This is a genomic window from Comamonas sp. DB36 (assembly GCF_057914905.1).
The window spans coordinates 430,827-446,178 of sequence record NZ_CP196633.1 but is presented as its reverse complement, the minus strand read 5'-3'; the positions used below and the strand labels follow the sequence as shown (position 1 = coordinate 446,178).

At 64.6% G+C, this 15,352-nt stretch carries 7 protein-coding genes and 2 pseudogenes; 2 read left to right on the top strand and 7 right to left on the bottom strand.

Features of this window, described 5'->3' with window-relative positions; genetic code table 11:
* Positions 1-88 precede the first annotated feature (88 nt).
* Complete coding sequence (locus ACSVDO_RS26310; RefSeq protein WP_489597553.1) at positions 89-10,633, top strand: YDG domain-containing protein; 10,545 nt, start codon at positions 89-91, stop codon at positions 10,631-10,633.
* Between the two features lie 150 nt (positions 10,634-10,783).
* On the opposite strand, the gene ACSVDO_RS26305 is transcribed toward ACSVDO_RS26310, so the two are convergent.
* Genes ACSVDO_RS26305 through ACSVDO_RS26280 form a run of 6 tightly spaced genes read right to left on the bottom strand, consistent with a single transcriptional unit; the run spans position 10,784 to position 13,696 of the window.
* Positions 10,784-11,305, bottom strand: a complete 522-nt coding sequence (locus ACSVDO_RS26305; RefSeq protein WP_489597551.1) for a phage tail protein — start codon at positions 11,303-11,305, stop codon at positions 10,784-10,786.
* A 7-nt stretch (positions 11,306-11,312) separates the two neighbouring features.
* Entirely contained in the window at positions 11,313-11,843 is a 531-nt protein-coding gene (locus ACSVDO_RS26300) for a phage tail protein (RefSeq protein WP_489597550.1), read from the bottom strand.
* 11 nt (positions 11,844-11,854) lie between these two features.
* Positions 11,855-12,370, bottom strand: coding sequence for a phage tail protein (locus ACSVDO_RS26295; protein ID WP_489597548.1), 516 nt, complete (start codon positions 12,368-12,370; stop codon positions 11,855-11,857).
* 24 nt (positions 12,371-12,394) lie between these two features.
* Positions 12,395-12,886, bottom strand: a complete 492-nt coding sequence (locus ACSVDO_RS26290) for a GNAT family N-acetyltransferase (RefSeq protein WP_489597546.1) — start codon at positions 12,884-12,886, stop codon at positions 12,395-12,397.
* Positions 12,887-12,924: 38 nt separating this feature from the next.
* The gene (locus tag ACSVDO_RS26285; protein ID WP_489597544.1) at positions 12,925-13,404 is read right to left on the bottom strand and encodes a DUF6916 family protein; all 480 of its coding nucleotides are present in this window, start codon (positions 13,402-13,404) and stop codon (positions 12,925-12,927) included.
* A 7-nt stretch (positions 13,405-13,411) separates the two neighbouring features.
* Positions 13,412-13,696 (bottom strand): DUF6916 family protein, encoded by a 285-nt coding sequence (locus ACSVDO_RS26280; protein WP_489597542.1) that lies wholly within the window; start codon positions 13,694-13,696, stop codon positions 13,412-13,414.
* A gap of 291 nt (positions 13,697-13,987) precedes the next feature.
* Between ACSVDO_RS26280 and ACSVDO_RS26275 the strand changes: the two are divergent.
* Positions 13,988-15,123: pseudogene (locus ACSVDO_RS26275) on the top strand (IS3 family transposase).
* Positions 15,124-15,160: 37 nt separating this feature from the next.
* Here ACSVDO_RS26275 and ACSVDO_RS26270 read toward each other — a convergent pair.
* Positions 15,161-15,343 (bottom strand): annotated as a pseudogene (locus ACSVDO_RS26270) (IS3 family transposase); the annotation flags it as partial.
* Positions 15,344-15,352 lie beyond the last annotated feature (9 nt).

Sequence of the window (15,352 nt, the reverse complement as noted above, 5' to 3'; positions counted from 1 at the left end):
CCAGTCTGATCGGCAGCGCTGCCCGTCAAGTGTCCATGCACACCCGCCGCGCCTGCCGTCTCCCCAGCACCCAGCCACTGAGGTCCGAATGAAAAAAACGCTCACCACCCGTGTTCAAGAATGGATTGCCCAGCTGTGCCATAGCGTCAGAACCGCATTCCAACGCCAGCCGGGCAAGCGCCCGTCGCGTCTGCTGTGCGCGCTGATGATGAACATCGGGCTGATGGGCGGGGCCGCGGCCCAGGCGCTGTCGCCAGTGGCGCTGCCCACGGGCGGACAAGTCGCGGCGGGCCAGGCCAGCATAGGCGGTGTGCAGGCAACGGCCAATAACGGCGTGCGCCTGGAAGTCACACAAAACAGCCCGCAGGCCATACTGAACTGGCAGACCTTCAACATCGGCAGCCAGGGCCAGGTCCACTTCGCCCAGCCCAATGCGTCGGCTACGGTACTCAACCGTGTGGCGGCGGGCAACCCGTCCGAAATCCAAGGCCAGCTGACCGCCAACGGCCAGGTCTTTCTGGTCAACCCCAACGGCATCCTGTTTGGCGCGGGCGCCCAGGTCAATACCGGCGGTCTCACGGCCTCGACGCTGGACATCAGCGACCAGAACTTCCTGGCACGCGACTACCGATTCGTATTGGGCAACGGCTCGGACAAGTCTAGTGTGGTCAACCAGGGCCGGATCACGGCGGCCGACGGCGGTTACATCGCCCTGCTCGCGCCCGAAGTGCGCAACGAAGGTGTGCTGGTCGCGACGCTGGGCACGGTGGCCCTGGGCGCGGGCGATAAGATTTCGCTGCAGATCCAGGGCGACCGGCTGGTCAACATGAGCGTCAATAGCGCCGCCCTGGACACGCTGGTCGAGAACCGGCTGGCGATACGCGCCGCCGGCGGCAAGGTCATCCTGTCGACCCGGGCCGCGAATTCGCTGCTGCAAAGCGTGGTCAACAACACCGGCATCATCGAAGCCACGAGCCTGGCCGACCTGCAGGGCGCGCAGCGCACGGGCGCGATCCGCGCCGATGCGAGCCTGATCACCAACACCGGCACGCTGGACGCCAGCGGCACGGGCGCGGGACAGTCGGGCGGCAGCATTGCGCTCAACGCCGGCTTCATCGGCCTGGGCGGCACGGTCAAAGCCGACGGCCAGGTCCAGGGTGGCGCCATCAGCGCCACGACCCAGGGTAGCTTGTCCCTCGCCGAAACCGTCAGCGCCAAGGGCCTGAACGGCCAGGGCGGTACGGTACGCTACACGGCCGGCGGTCAGCTCATCGAAAGCAGCGGCAGCCGCACCGACGTATCGGGCGCCAACGACGGCGGCACGATACGCGCGGTGGCGGACGGTGGTGTGCTGTCGTCAGGCAGCTACCACGCCGACGGCGCGCAGGGGGCGGGCGGACGCATCGACATTTCCGGTAGTGGCGTGCGCTTGCTTTCGGCCGACATCAGCGCCACGGGCCAGAGCCAGGGCGGCCTAGTGCGCATCGGCGGTGCCTTCCAGGGCGGCGCTGAACCCGAGGCAACGGGCGTGATTCCCATAGACCGCTTCGTGACGCGCTGGGGCGCAACGCCGAACCTGGTCAATGCCGGCAAGACGTTCGTCAACGACAGCAGCCGCATCGACGTCTCGGCGCACGGCGCGAAAGGCCAGGGCGGGACTGCCGTGGTCTGGTCGAATTCCGAAACCACACAGCTCGGTGCCATCGACGCGCGCGGCGCGGGCCAGGGCGGCGCGATCGAGATCTCGTCGAAAGACAGCTTGCGTCGGACATCGCTGGAAAGCGTGCAGGCCGGCGTGGGCGGCAGCCTGCTGCTGGACCCGAAAAACCTCTATATCGGCACGCCGGTCGAAACCAGCGCCTGGACGCACAGCGCGTTGATGGGCAACGGCTACGGCCCGGCCAACCCGGCGCAAGGCGTGAAAGACGGCGCGTCGTTCGGCTCTGCCGTGGCGCTGAACGCCAACGGCCAGATCATGGCCGTCGGCACGCCCGCCGACATGGGTGCGAGTGGCGGCCCCGGCGACGGTTATTTCTCCAGTACGGGCTATGGCGCGGTGCGCCTCTACAGCTTCACGGACGGCAACTACTCGGGCGCGAACTTGTCCGCCACCGTCGGCAAAGGCTACACCGGCGGCAAGAACGTTGACGTGTCGCTGGCCGCAGGTGACCTGTTCGGCACTTCGGTGGCGCTCAATGCTTCGGGCGACCGCCTGGCCGTGGGTGCTCCCGGCGACCTGGGCACCACCACCACCGGCACCTCGCAAGGGGCGGCCTACCTGTTCAAATTCACGGACGCCACGCTCGCAGGTGGCACCCAGGCGCTCAAGATCGGCAACGTCGCCTCCAGCGCGACTACCATCAACCTGGCGGAAGCCGGAGTGAGCAAGGTCGGTGGGCTGTCCGACGGTGACGCCTTCGGCACCAGCGTGGCCCTGAATGCCGCTGGCGACCGACTGGCCGTGGGCGCCACGGGCGACCTGGGCGATATCGGCGCCTATGCGCTGGGCGCCGTCTATCTGCTCAAGTTCGCGGACACCGCCTTCAACGGCGGCAGCGTGCAAACCATCCTGAGCGCGGCCCCGACCGGCGGCAAGAATGTCAACGTCACCGGGCTGATCGACGGCAGCATGTTCGGCCAGAGCGTTGCGCTCAACGGCAGCGGCAATATGCTGGCCGTGGGTGCGATTGGCGACACGGGCGCGATGGGTGACGGCGCACAGCGCGGCGCCGCCTACCTTTACAGCTTCAGTGACACGCCGGCCGCTTTCAGCGGCCCGGCGCTGCAGGGGAAAATCGGCAGCGGCTACTCCGGCGGCAAGAATATCGGAACGGCCCTGGATGACGGCGACACGTTCGGCGCTTCGGTCGCGCTGTCGGCAGCCGGCGACTTGCTGGCTGTAGGCGCTACTGGCGATCAAGGCCAGAGCAACTCCGCCTCCTATGGCGCCGTGCGCCTCTACAGCTTCGGCACCGGCACGCCTTTTGCCAGCGGCACGTTGGCCGGCACCATAGGCAAGGGCTACACCGGCGCGGGCAACTACGACGTATCGCGGCTGACTGACGGCGGCGAAGGCTTCGGCGCCTCGGTGGCGATGAACGCCACGGGAACCAGGCTCGTGGTCGGCGCGCCAGCTGATGCAGGCAGCAGCCGCGCTGCCAGCTTGCCCCAGGCCGGCGGCGCGGCCTATCTGTTCAGCCGGTCCGGCGCCACGATCACACTGGATGGCGTGATCGGCAGCGGCATTGCCGCGGTAGGCACGAAGAGCGCGGACGTCAACGCCGCGGCGCCAGCCCCCGGTGTTGACGTCGGGCTGCAGTCGACCGACAACTTCGGCTCAGCCGTGGCAATGAACGCAGCCGGCACGCAGGTGGCAGTGGGCGTCCCGGGCGACGCAGGGTTCAACAGTGCGACGGCCAATGCCGGCGCGGTGCAGCTCTTCACTTTCACCGACGGCAACTACAACGGCGGCGTGCTGAAGGGTACGCTGGGCAATGGCTACACCGGCGGCAGCAATCTGAACGTGGCGCTGTCCAGTGGCGACAAGTTCGGCTCGGCCGTGGCGCTGAACGCAGCCGGTGACAAGCTGGCGGTCGGTGCGTCAGGCGCGGGCGCCGTGCGCTTGTACAGTTTCGGCACGAATTTCACGGCACCGGCCTCCCAGTGGACCACGCCGCTGACCAACGTGGGTGCCAGTTCCGTCGCGCTCGATGGCGCAGGCACTCGCCTGGCCGTGGGCAACACCGCCGGCACAGGCTCGGTCAACCTCTACAACACCGGCACCACTGTGCCCACCCTCCTGCGCACGATCAACGCTGGCGCCGACGCTACGCAAGTGGCAGGTTTGGTGAACGGCGATGCCTTCGGCTCTGCGGTCGCGCTGGACAGCACCGGTACGGCGCTGGCCGTCGGTGCCTCGGGCACCAGCAGCAACACGGGCGCCGTCTACCTGCTCAATTTCGCTGACAACAGCTACACCGCAATCACTCAGAAAAGCGTGATCGGCAAGAACCGCACCGCCACCAACGACATCAACCTGGGCCTGTCGACTGGCGACAAGTTCGGCGCATCCGTCGCCTTCAACCGCACCGGCACGGCTTCCCGTCTGGCAGTCGGAGCCACCGGCACCAACACCGATTCGGGTGCGGTCTACCTGTTCGGCTTTCCGGGCAGCCTGCTGGCCGCAGGCGAAGTGCGCGGCACCATGGGCAAGGGCTACACCGTCGACCCGGGCGACGTCGCTACCGCTGGCAACGTGAACCTGGCGGGGCTGCGCAGCACCGGCGCGACCTATGGCATAGGCGACAACTTCGGTGCCTCAGTGGCCTTCAACGGCGCGGGCGATCGCCTGGCCGTGGGCGCCTCTCAGGACATAGGTGCGAACAAGACGCCCAACCTGGTGCCTGCGCCTCACTACGGAGCGGTCTACCTATTCTCTGCGGCCGTGCCCTCTGGCGCACAACCACCTCTGGACGGACAGGTCTACACACCTGGCTCCACCGCCGTGCCCGTGGTCAGCAACACCATCAGCGCCGGCTCCATCACCTCGGTGCTGAATGCCGGCACTGCGGTCATCCTGAAGGCCGACAACGACATCACCGTGGGCAACGCCATCACGGCCAACAGCAACGCGACCGGCGCGCTGACACTGCAAGCCGGACGCTCGGTGCAGGTCAATGTCAGCATCGACACGGGCAATGGCGACATCACGCTGATCGGCAACGACCAGGCCAGCAACGGCGTGCGCAACTCGCTGCGCGACGCGGGCGATGCCTCCATCGCCATGGCCAGCGGCACCTCGCTGACAGCGGGCACGGGCTCGGTCAACATCCAGCTGCGTGACGGCGCGGGACTGACGAACAAGACCTCGGGCAATATCACCTTGCAAGACGTCACGGCCCGCAGCATCACGGCGGTCAACCAGGGGCCGACTGCCAACTCCAACATCGTGCTCAACGGCACCCTGACCTCGAGCGCCACCAGCGGCACCAGCATCACGCTGGCAGGCCAGAAATTCGTCAACAACAAGGGCGCCACGGCCCTCGCCGCCGGTGCCGGCAGCCGCTGGCTAGTCTGGTCGGCCGACTCCTCGGCGCTGATCGGCAACAGCACCATCGGTGGCCTCTCCTACGGATTCAAGCAATACAACGCTAGCTATGGCGTCACCACCGTCGCGGATTCGACGCTCAATGGTTTCCTGTTCACCCAGTCGCCCACATTGGGCGTCACGCTGACCAACGCCGGCCCTGTCACCAAGACCTATGACGGCGACAATACCGTCACCGCGCCCGTGACCTACAGCACCACCGGCCTGGTGGACGACGACACGCTGGCGGCATTGTCCGGTCCGGTCTACGACACGGCCAACGCAGGCAGCGGAAAGACGCTGAGTTTCACGGGGCCACGGACGGTAAGCAATGGCGCGGTCGCGGTCTACGGTTACCAGAACTCAGCGCTGGGCAACGCCAACATCGGGCAGATCACGCCCAAGGCGCTCACGGCCATGATCAACGTCGGCTCGGCCGACAAGGTCTACGATGGCAACAACTCGGCCACCGCGACCCTTCAGATCACCGGAGGCCTCGTCGGCGGACAGACGCTGGGCGTGACCGGAGCAGGCACGTTCAACAGCCAGAATGTGGTGGGAGCCAACACCGTCACGCTGAACTCGGTAGCGCTGGCTGACGGCACGGGCCTGGCCAGCAACTACAGCCTGGCCGCCGGCCAGACGGCGGCGGCCTCCATTATGGCCAAAACACTGACCGCAACGGTCGCCGCTGGCTCGGCGGACAAGGTCTATGACGGCAACACGTCTGGCACCCCCATCCTGAATATCACTTCAGGCCTGGTCACGGGCGAGACCGTCACGGCCACAGGTGCCGGTACTTTCAACAGCAAGGACGTGCTGACCGCCAACACCGTGACCGTGAACTCGGTCACCCTGGCCGATGGCAGCAACGGCCTGGCCAGCAACTACCAACTGGCCGCAGGCCAGACGGCGGCGGCCGCGATCACGGCCAAAACGCTGACCGCCACCGCCACAGCCGCTGACAAGGTCTACGACGGCACTACGGCCACCGGCGCCGGCCTGAATATCACTTCAGGGCTGGTCACCGGCGAGACCGTCACGGCCACAGGTGCCGGTACTTTCAACAGCAAGGACGTGCTGACCGCCAACACCGTGACCGTGAACTCGGTCACCCTGGCCGACGGCAGCAACGGCCTGGCCAGCAACTACCAACTGGCCGCAGGGCAGACGGCGGCGGCCGCGATCACGGCCAAAACGCTGACCGCCACGGTCGCCGCTGGCTCGGCGGACAAGGTCTACGACGGCACTACGGCCGCCGGCGCCGGGCTGAATATCACTTCAGGGCTGGTCACCGGCGAGACCGTCACGGCCACAGGCGCCGGTACCTTCAACAGCAAGGACGTGCTGACCGCCAACACCGTGACCGTGAACTCGGTCACCCTGGCCGACGGCAGCAACGGCCTGGCCAGCAACTACCAACTGGCCGCAGGGCAGACGGCGGCGGCCGCCATCACGGCCAAAACGCTGACCGCCACCGCCACAGCAGCTGACAAGGTCTACGACGGCACTACGGCCACCGGCGCCGGCCTGAATATCACTTCAGGGCTGGTCACCGGCGAGACCGTCACGGCCACAGGTGCCGGTACTTTCAACAGCAAGGACGTGCTGACCGCCAACACCGTGACCGTGAACTCGGTCACCCTGGCCGACGGCAGCAACGGCCTGGCCAGCAACTACCAACTGGCCGCAGGCCAGACGGCGGCGGCCGCGATCACGGCCAAAACGCTGACCGCCACGGTCGCCGCTGGCTCGGCCGACAAAGTCTACGACGGCACTACGGCCGCCGGCGCCGGCCTGAATATCACTTCAGGGCTGGTCACCGGCGAGACCGTCACGGCCACAGGTGCCGGTACCTTCAACAGCAAGGACGTGCTGACCGCCCACACCGTGACCGTGAACTCGGTCACCCTGACCGACGGCAGCAACGGCCTGGCCAGCAACTACCAACTGGCCGCAGGGCAGACGGCGGCGGCCGCCATCACGGCCAAAACGCTGACCGCCACCGCCACAGCCGCTGACAAGGTCTATGACGGCAACACGTCTGGCACCCCCATCCTGAATATCACTTCAGGCCTGGTCACGGGCGAGACCGTCACGGCCACAGGTGCCGGTACTTTCAACAGCAAGGACGTGCTGACCGCCAACACCGTGACCGTGAACTCGGTCACTCTGGCCGACGGCAGCAACGGCCTGGCCAGCAACTACCAACTGGCCGCAGGCCAGACGGCGGCGGCCGCGATCACGGCCAAAACGCTGACCGCCACGGTCGCAGCTGGCTCGGCCGACAAGGTCTACGACGGCACTACGGCCACCGGCGCCGGCCTGAATATCACTTCAGGCCTGGTCACCGGCGAGACCGTCACGGCTTCCGGCTCGGGCACCTTCAACAGCAAGGACGTGCTGACCGCCAACACCGTGACCGTGAACTCGGTCACCCTGGCCGACGGCAGCAACGGCCTGGCCAGCAACTACCAACTGGCCGCAGGTCAGACGGCGGCGGCCGCGATCACGGCCAAAACGCTGACCGCTACCGCCACAGCCGCTGACAAGGTCTACGACGGCAACACGTCTGGCACCCCCATCCTGAACATCACCTCGGGCCTGGTCAACGGCGAGACCGTCACGGCTTCCGGCTCGGGCACCTTCAACAGCAAGGACGTACTGACCGCCAACACCGTGACCGTGAACTCGGTCACCCTGGCCGACGGCAGCAACGGCCTGGCCAGCAACTACAGCCTGGCCGCAGGCCAGACGGCGGCGGCCGCGATCACGGCCAAAACGCTGACCGCCACGGTCGCCGCTGGCTCGGCCGACAAGGTCTACGACGGCACTACGGCCACCGGCGCCGGCCTGAATATCACTTCAGGCCTGGTCACCGGCGAGACCGTCACGGCTTCCGGCTCGGGCACCTTCAACAGCAAGGACGTGCTAACCGCCAACACCGTGACCGTGAACTCGGTCACCCTGGCCGACGGCAGCAACGGCCTGGCCAGCAACTACCAACTGGCCGCAGGTCAGACGGTGGCGGCCGCCATCACGGCCAAAACGCTGACCGCCACCGCCACAGCCGCTGACAAGGTCTACGACGGCAACACGTCTGGCACCCCCATCCTGAATATCACTTCAGGGCTGGTCATCGGCGAGACCGTCACGGCTTCCGGCTCGGGCACCTTCAACAGCAAGGACGTGCTGACCGCCAACACCGTGACCGTGAACTCGGTCACCCTGGCCGACGGCAGCAACGGCCTGGCCAGCAACTACCAACTGGCCGCAGGCCAGACGGTGGCGGCCGCGATCACGGCCAAAACGCTGACCGCCACCGCAACAGCCGCTGACAAGGTCTACGACGGCAATATCACCGGTGCACCGACGCTGGCCATCACCTCGGGCCTGGTCACCGGCGAGACCGTCACGGCCACAGGTGCCGGTACTTTCAACAGCAAGGACGTGCTGACCGCCAACACCGTGACCGTGAACTCGGTCACCCTGGCCGACGGCAGCAACGGCCTGGCCAGCAACTACCAACTGGCCGCAGGGCAGACGGCGGCGGCCGCGATCACGGCCAAAACGCTGACCGCCACGGTCGCCGCTGGCTCGGCCGACAAAGTCTACGACGGCACTACGGCCGCCGGCGCCGGCCTGAATATCACTTCAGGGCTGGTCACCGGCGAGACCGTCAAGGCCACAGGCGCCGGTACTTTCAACAGCAAGGACGTGCTGACCGCCAACACCGTGACCGTGAACTCGGTCACCCTGGCCGACGGCAGCAACGGCCTGGCCAGCAACTACCAACTGGCCGCAGGGCAGACGGCGGCGGCCGCGATCACGGCTAAAACGCTGACCGCTACCGCAACAGCCGCTGACAAGGTCTACGACGGCAACACGTCTGGCAACCCCATCCTGAATATCACTTCAGGCCTGGTCACCGGCGAGACCGTCACGGCCACAGGCGCCGGTACTTTCAACAGCAAGGACGTGCTGACCGCCAACACCGTGACCGTGAACTCGGTCACCCTGGCCGACGGCAGCAACGGCCTGGCCAGCAACTACCAACTGGCCGCAGGCCAGACGGCGGCGGCCGCGATCACGGCCAAAACGCTGACCGCCACTGCCACAGCCGCTGACAAGGTATACGACGGCACTACCGCCACCGGCGCCGGGCTGAATATCACTTCAGGCCTGGTCACCGGCGAGACCGTCACGGCCACAGGCGCCGGAACTTTCAACAGCAAGGACGTGCTGACCGCCAACACCGTGACCGTGAACTCGGTCACCCTGGCCGACGGCAGCAACGGCCTGGCCAGCAACTACCAACTGGCCGCAGGTCAGACGGTGGCGGCCGCCATCACGGCCAAAACGCTGACCGCCACCGCCACAGCCGCTGACAAGGTCTACGACGGCAACACGTCTGGCACCCCCATCCTGAATATCACTTCAGGGCTGGTCATCGGCGAGACCGTCACGGCTTCCGGCTCGGGCACCTTCAACAGCAAGGACGTGCTGACCGCCAACACCGTGACCGTGAACTCGGTCACCCTGGCCGACGGCAGCAACGGCCTGGCCAGCAACTACCAACTGGCCGCAGGTCAGACGGCGGCGGCCGCGATCACGGCCAAAACGCTGACCGCTACCGCCACAGCCGCTGACAAGGTCTACGACGGCAATGTCACCGGTGCACCGACGCTGGCCATCACCTCGGGCCTGATCAACGGCGAGACCGTCACTGCCACAGGTGCCGGTACCTTCAATAGCAAGGACGTACTGACCGCCAACACCGTGACCGTGAACTCGGTCACCCTGGCCGACGGCAGCAACGGCCTGGCCAGCAACTACCAACTGGCCGCAGGTCAGACGGCGGCGGCGCGCATCATTCCCGCCACCGTCAATGCAGGCCTCACAGGCAGCGTTGACAAGGTTTACGATGCCAACACCACGGCAACGCTGGCTGCGCTCAACTACACGCTCACCGGCGTGCTGGGTGGGGAAGCGGTCACGCTGAACAACCCGATGGCGGGTAGCTACGACACTCGCAATGCAGGAGCCGGCAAGCAGGTCACCGTGATTGGCATCACGCTCGGCGGTGCCGGTGCCAGCAATTACCGTTTGGCGTCGACCACGGTCTCGGCGGCAGTGGGCACCGTCACCCCGGCCACGCTTCTGATAACCGCCGACAACCAGAGCAGCCTCAACGGCCTGCCTCTGCCGGAGTTGACCGGTGTGGTCAGCGGTCTGCAAGGTTCCGATACGGCAGCGCAGGTGCTGGATAGCCTGGGCTACACAACGACGGCTACGCGCGTCTCGCCACCGGGCAACTATGCCATCACGCCATTTGCCAGCCTTGCCAGCCCCAATTACGTACTGGGCTTCAGGAGCGGCAACTTCAACGTGGCACGCGCTGACACCGGCGGTCCGGATTCTGGGAGCCTGCTGCAGCAAGTCGATGGCCATGAGCCCACCTCCGCGCGCGTGCAACTGCAGGAGGTCAATACACCTCGCAGGCTCAGCATCGAAATCGCGGCGGGCGGAGTGCGTTTGGAGCCTTGAGCGGGAAAGCCGGGGACTTTGCACAGAGTCCCCGGCACGGATGGCAAGCACCGATGTGCAGGCGGCCGGCCCAGGGTGGCCTCATGGCGAAAAAAAGCCGGCGCGAAGGCCGGCTATCACAGAAGCTTCGCCATGGCTGGCAGCGTGCGCTCAGGTGCGCGGCGGAAAAACGCCCTGCAGAGCGATGATGAAATTCATGGTCAGGTAGGGCTGCATATTGTTGTGCGGGTTTCCGCCGACGGCGCCTAGCGTGCCCTCGGACATGTTTCCGCTTATACCGCTTGCCGCCCCATACAGCGAAGCGGTGCCTGGGGCACGGGCGAACGATGCGCCGGCAGGCGATACCACCGTACCCGGCGCTGCCACCGCCTTGATACTGTGGCTGTGCTGCGGCATCTCGGATTCCTGCAGACTCACGGTTTCCGCTCCTCCCGTCTCACCGAGGTCATGCAGCGACAGCCCTGGCCCCTGTCCGGGATGCATGGCCGCTTTCCCCTGAAGATCTGGCAAGGCAAAATTTGATATGCCGTCGCCGCCATAGGTGGTGCCGAGCAGGGAGAACAAGGCAGTGTTCTGCGACAGAGGTAACAGCTGCCCGTCGCAAAACGCCCAGCCCCTGGGAGCAAAGTTGAATGGGACCATGCGGATTTCCGCAACAAAAGGATCTGCCATGGGTGCCTCAGGTTTGTGACGGGAAAATGCCGAACAGCGAGATGATGTAGTTCACGCAGAGGTAAGGCATCAGGTTGCTGTGAGGCTGGCTACCGCCGGTCGATGTGATGACCGCCACATTCATCACAGCCGTGGGGGTGACCGAGGCGGCCGCATAGATTTTCGAAGTGCCCAGCGCCGGCCGGTTGTTCACGGGTGACGGACTGGTCGCATTGGTCGCGGTGGGCGGCGCATTCGCGGGCACGGCCGCCACGATCTGGTGGCTGTGGGGTGGAATCTGCGGAACTGTCAGGGTGACCTCCTCGACTCCGCCCATTTCGCCGAATGAAAAGCCCGAGCCCATGTGCACGTTAAGCCGGCCGCGCATGTCGGGCAGGCTAAAAGTGCTTTGCCCGTCGCCGCCGTATGTGGTGCCTATCAGCTGGAACAAGGTCTCGTATTCACTGATAGGAAGAAGTTGTCCCTCACAGAACATCCAGCCCGCAGGCGCGAAGTTGCCCGCGAACATGCGAATTTCTCCAACGTAAGGTTGTGCCATGGTGTGAGGTCCTAGTTCGGTGAGGGAAAAATACCCTGCAGGGCTATGCAAACGTTCAACACCAGAAAAGGTTGCATGTTCAGATGTGCCTGCCCTCCACCAACCGTGCCGATGGTGCCCGGGTGCATGGACGTCAAATTCTCCGAGTTACTCACTACTGGGCTGGAATATGCGTTGAAAGGGGCCCCCGCCAGAGCTGCATTCGTAGGTGCCTGCAGGCGCGCCGTATCGGAGGAGACGCGCAAAAGGTGCTTGTGGTCGGGCAATTCGGCGATGCTCAGAGTGTGCGCCTGTGTGCCGGCGCGCTCCCCCAGCGTGTGCCCGCCGCCCACATGAATGGGTACACGACCGCGCAGGTCTGGCAAGGCGAAGTTGACGCGACCGTCACCGCCAAAGGTTGTGCCCAGCAGCGAGAATAAGGCTTGGTTCTGATTGATGGGCAGGAGTTGCCCGTTGCACTGCGCCCAGCCCTTGGGCGCAAAAATAAAGCTGAAAATGCGTGTTTCGCCGAGGAAAGGTTCTGCCATCGTGGGCTCCCTGTGATTCGAAAATTAGACGCTCGGCCGGTCTGATCTAGCGGCCAGCGACATGGGAATATTGACCCCATCATCCAGGCCTTCCTGAAAGCCCAGGCGGCGGTACCACGCCCTGGCGCGGCTGTCGCTGTGAACATGCAAGGTCAGCACGGAAGAGGCGCCAGTGGCCTCCTCGATCAGTGCTTCGAGCAGACGCGTCCCCAGCCCTGCGCCGCGTGCGTCTGGAAACAAGCTGATGTCCATCAGACGGATCTCCCCCGGCTGGCGCCAGACACACAGCCGGCCGATCAGGCGACCCTGCAACACCACCGCATCGAGCGATGCACCTGGATAATGCCGCGCGTAGTGCGCCTGCTGCGCATTCGACTGCATGCGCAGAAACTGCTCTTGCTGGACAGCAGACAAGGGGAAATGCGCCACTTCTTGCGCCCGCGTTGACGCATAAAGCGCATACACCGCTTCCGCATCGGCGGCAGTCAATGGACGAAGCGCAGGCGTGGCGATCACTCGAAGACAGGGTTGGATCGGCGAATGCGGTGCCAGCTTCAGCCGAACACCACTTCATAGTGACGGCCCGCCGGATGGTTGACGTCACCGATATCGCTCAAAAAAGCCGCGAAGGCCTGACCGTCGACGCCGTGGAACTCGTGGGTTTGCGACGTCAGGGGACGATCATTCATGGCCACGAACACTAGGCTGAAGGGCTGGGCCCGGGCCGCTTCCGGGCGTTTGTCCAGTGTCCCCGGGTAGGTCGTGATACTAGTCAGACGCAAGATGGTTGCCTGCCCTGCAGCGCCCACGTTGAAAAGCTGACCCACGGCAAAATCCGCCGGGCAGAAATTGCGCATGCAAGCCTGTTCGGCGCCCCCCATTTCAGGAAAGGTTGCAGACGCTTCATCGAGGGCCGACGTAGTAGTCAATCCTGCAGATACAGAAGCCAGCGCCACAGTTGCAGCGCTGCCGCGCGTGAGGAAACCGCGACGGCTCAACCCAGGGGTATTTCCCATAGAAGACGATGCTTTCATACATGGATCAATTAAAAACCGCTTCGTACTGCATGCGTCCGTTCGCGCGCAACGGTCCCAGCGGCACGATGAACAGATCGAAATCGCCCAACTCTCGGTGAGAGAACAGATGAATGCCTTGGCCCAGCCGCTGAACATCGTCCCCGAAAAATACCAGGCTAAAAGCCGAGGAACCCGCCGCAGTCTGGCTCACCGCGCCCAACTCCAGGGACACGCCAGTCTCCGCCACACCCGAAACCTCGAAAGCAGTGCCCAGTTGCGCAGAAAATGCCGCATGCGTCGGGTAAATCATTTGTTTTTTATCGTAAAACTTGTTGCGAACACTGGCGCGAAGTATACAGAGGCTCGGGCGATCCCCCCAGCAATTCATCGGCCCACCCGTGAACGCTCCAGCATTTCCAGAACTGTGAGGGCCGGCCCCATCTTGGCATCGCCGAACACTTTGGACCCTCGGCGAACGTCAAGATGGTGGAGATCAACATGTTCGTATGCTCGTGCAGCCTTGACAGCAAGTGGAATAAACTGGACTGCCCCTAGTCAGGTAGACAAACCCGGTCTATCTTTTGAGCATAGGAGGCAGTCCATGAGCGCACAGAGGTTTACACCGGAATTCAAGGATGAAGCGGTCAAACAGGTGATCGAGCGCGGCCATTCAGTCGCAGAGGCTGCAGCCCGTTTAGGTGTGTCGACACACAGCCTGTACAAATGAGTCAAAGCCGTTTCTCCCGGCAGATACGAGCAGCATTCCCAGGAACTGCTTGAAGCCAAGAGCGAAATCTTGTGGCTGCGCAGCCAGATGCGCCGTGTCGAGGAAGAACGGGATATCTTAAAAAAAGCCGTGCGGTACTTGGCCAGGGAGCCCGAGTGAAGTACCGCTTCATCAACGAGTACCGCAAAGAGTTTGCCGTCAGCGTGATGTGCAGACTCCTGCGGGTGGCTCGTGCAGGGTTCTACGAGTGGCTCCATGCGCCTGATTCGGCGCGCCAGCGTGAAGAAAATAGGCTGTTGGAGCTGATCCGGCACTCCTACTCCGCCAGTCATGGGGTGTATGGCGCACGCCGGGTGTTTGCTGACTTGCGAGAAGCGGGAGAGCGCTGCGGTAAGCATCGCGTGGCGCGCATCATGCGCAAGTACAAGATCAAGGCCGTACGGGGCTATCAAGCACCATGTCGCATTGCGGGGCGCCCCTCGATCATTGCGCCCAACCATCTGCAGCGGCAGTTCACGGTGGACGCACCCGACAAGGCATGGGTCACCGACATCACGTACATCCGTACCTGGCAGGGCTGGCTGTATCTGGCGGCTGTTGTGGACCTGTACTCGCGCAAGGTCGTGGGCTGGTCGATGAAGGCGACGCTCAGCCGTGAGCTCGCACTGGATGCTTTGCTGGCGGCAGTCTGGCGACGCAAGCCTACGCAGCCCGTCTTGGTACATTCCGATCAGGGCAGCCAATACGGCAGCGATGACTTCAAGCGGTTCTGCATGGCCCATGGGCTGTAGCCCAGCATGAGCCGCAAGGGCAACTGCTGGGACAATGCGGTGATGGAGTCGTTCTTCAGCAGCCTGAAGAAGGAGCGCATCCGCAAGCGCATCTACAAGACCCGGGATCTGGCCCGGGCCGATGTGTTTGACTACATCGAGGTGTTCTACAACCGGTCACGCCGCCACAGTCATCTAGGCGGAGTCAGTCCCGAGGCGTTTGAGCGTGCCCGGGCGTGAGGCTGGCGTTTGTCTACTGCAGTGGGGGCAGTCCAATGGCCATGCGCGCATCTGGCTTGGGCATGAAGGCGATGTAATCGCGCTTCATGGTTTTCACAAACGATTCGGCCGTACCGTTGCTTTGCGGTGAGCAAACCGGCGTGAACAAGGACGGCAAGCCGATGTCCAGCGCAAAGGCCCGCGTATGCCGGGCGACGTAAGGCGCTCCTTTGTCGGGCAAGTGCTTTGA

Coding starts and splice junctions, on each gene's coding strand:
- ACSVDO_RS26310 (WP_489597553.1), top strand. CDS start 89: ATGAAAAAAACGCTCACCACCCGTGTTCAAGAATGGATTGCCCAGCTG.
- ACSVDO_RS26305 (WP_489597551.1), bottom strand. CDS start 11,305: ATGGCAGATCCTTTTGTTGCGGAAATCCGCATGGTCCCATTCAACTTT.
- ACSVDO_RS26300 (WP_489597550.1), bottom strand. CDS start 11,843: ATGGCACAACCTTACGTTGGAGAAATTCGCATGTTCGCGGGCAACTTC.
- ACSVDO_RS26295 (WP_489597548.1), bottom strand. CDS start 12,370: ATGGCAGAACCTTTCCTCGGCGAAACACGCATTTTCAGCTTTATTTTT.
- ACSVDO_RS26285 (WP_489597544.1), bottom strand. CDS start 13,404: ATGAAAGCATCGTCTTCTATGGGAAATACCCCTGGGTTGAGCCGTCGC.
- ACSVDO_RS26280 (WP_489597542.1), bottom strand. CDS start 13,696: ATGATTTACCCGACGCATGCGGCATTTTCTGCGCAACTGGGCACTGCT.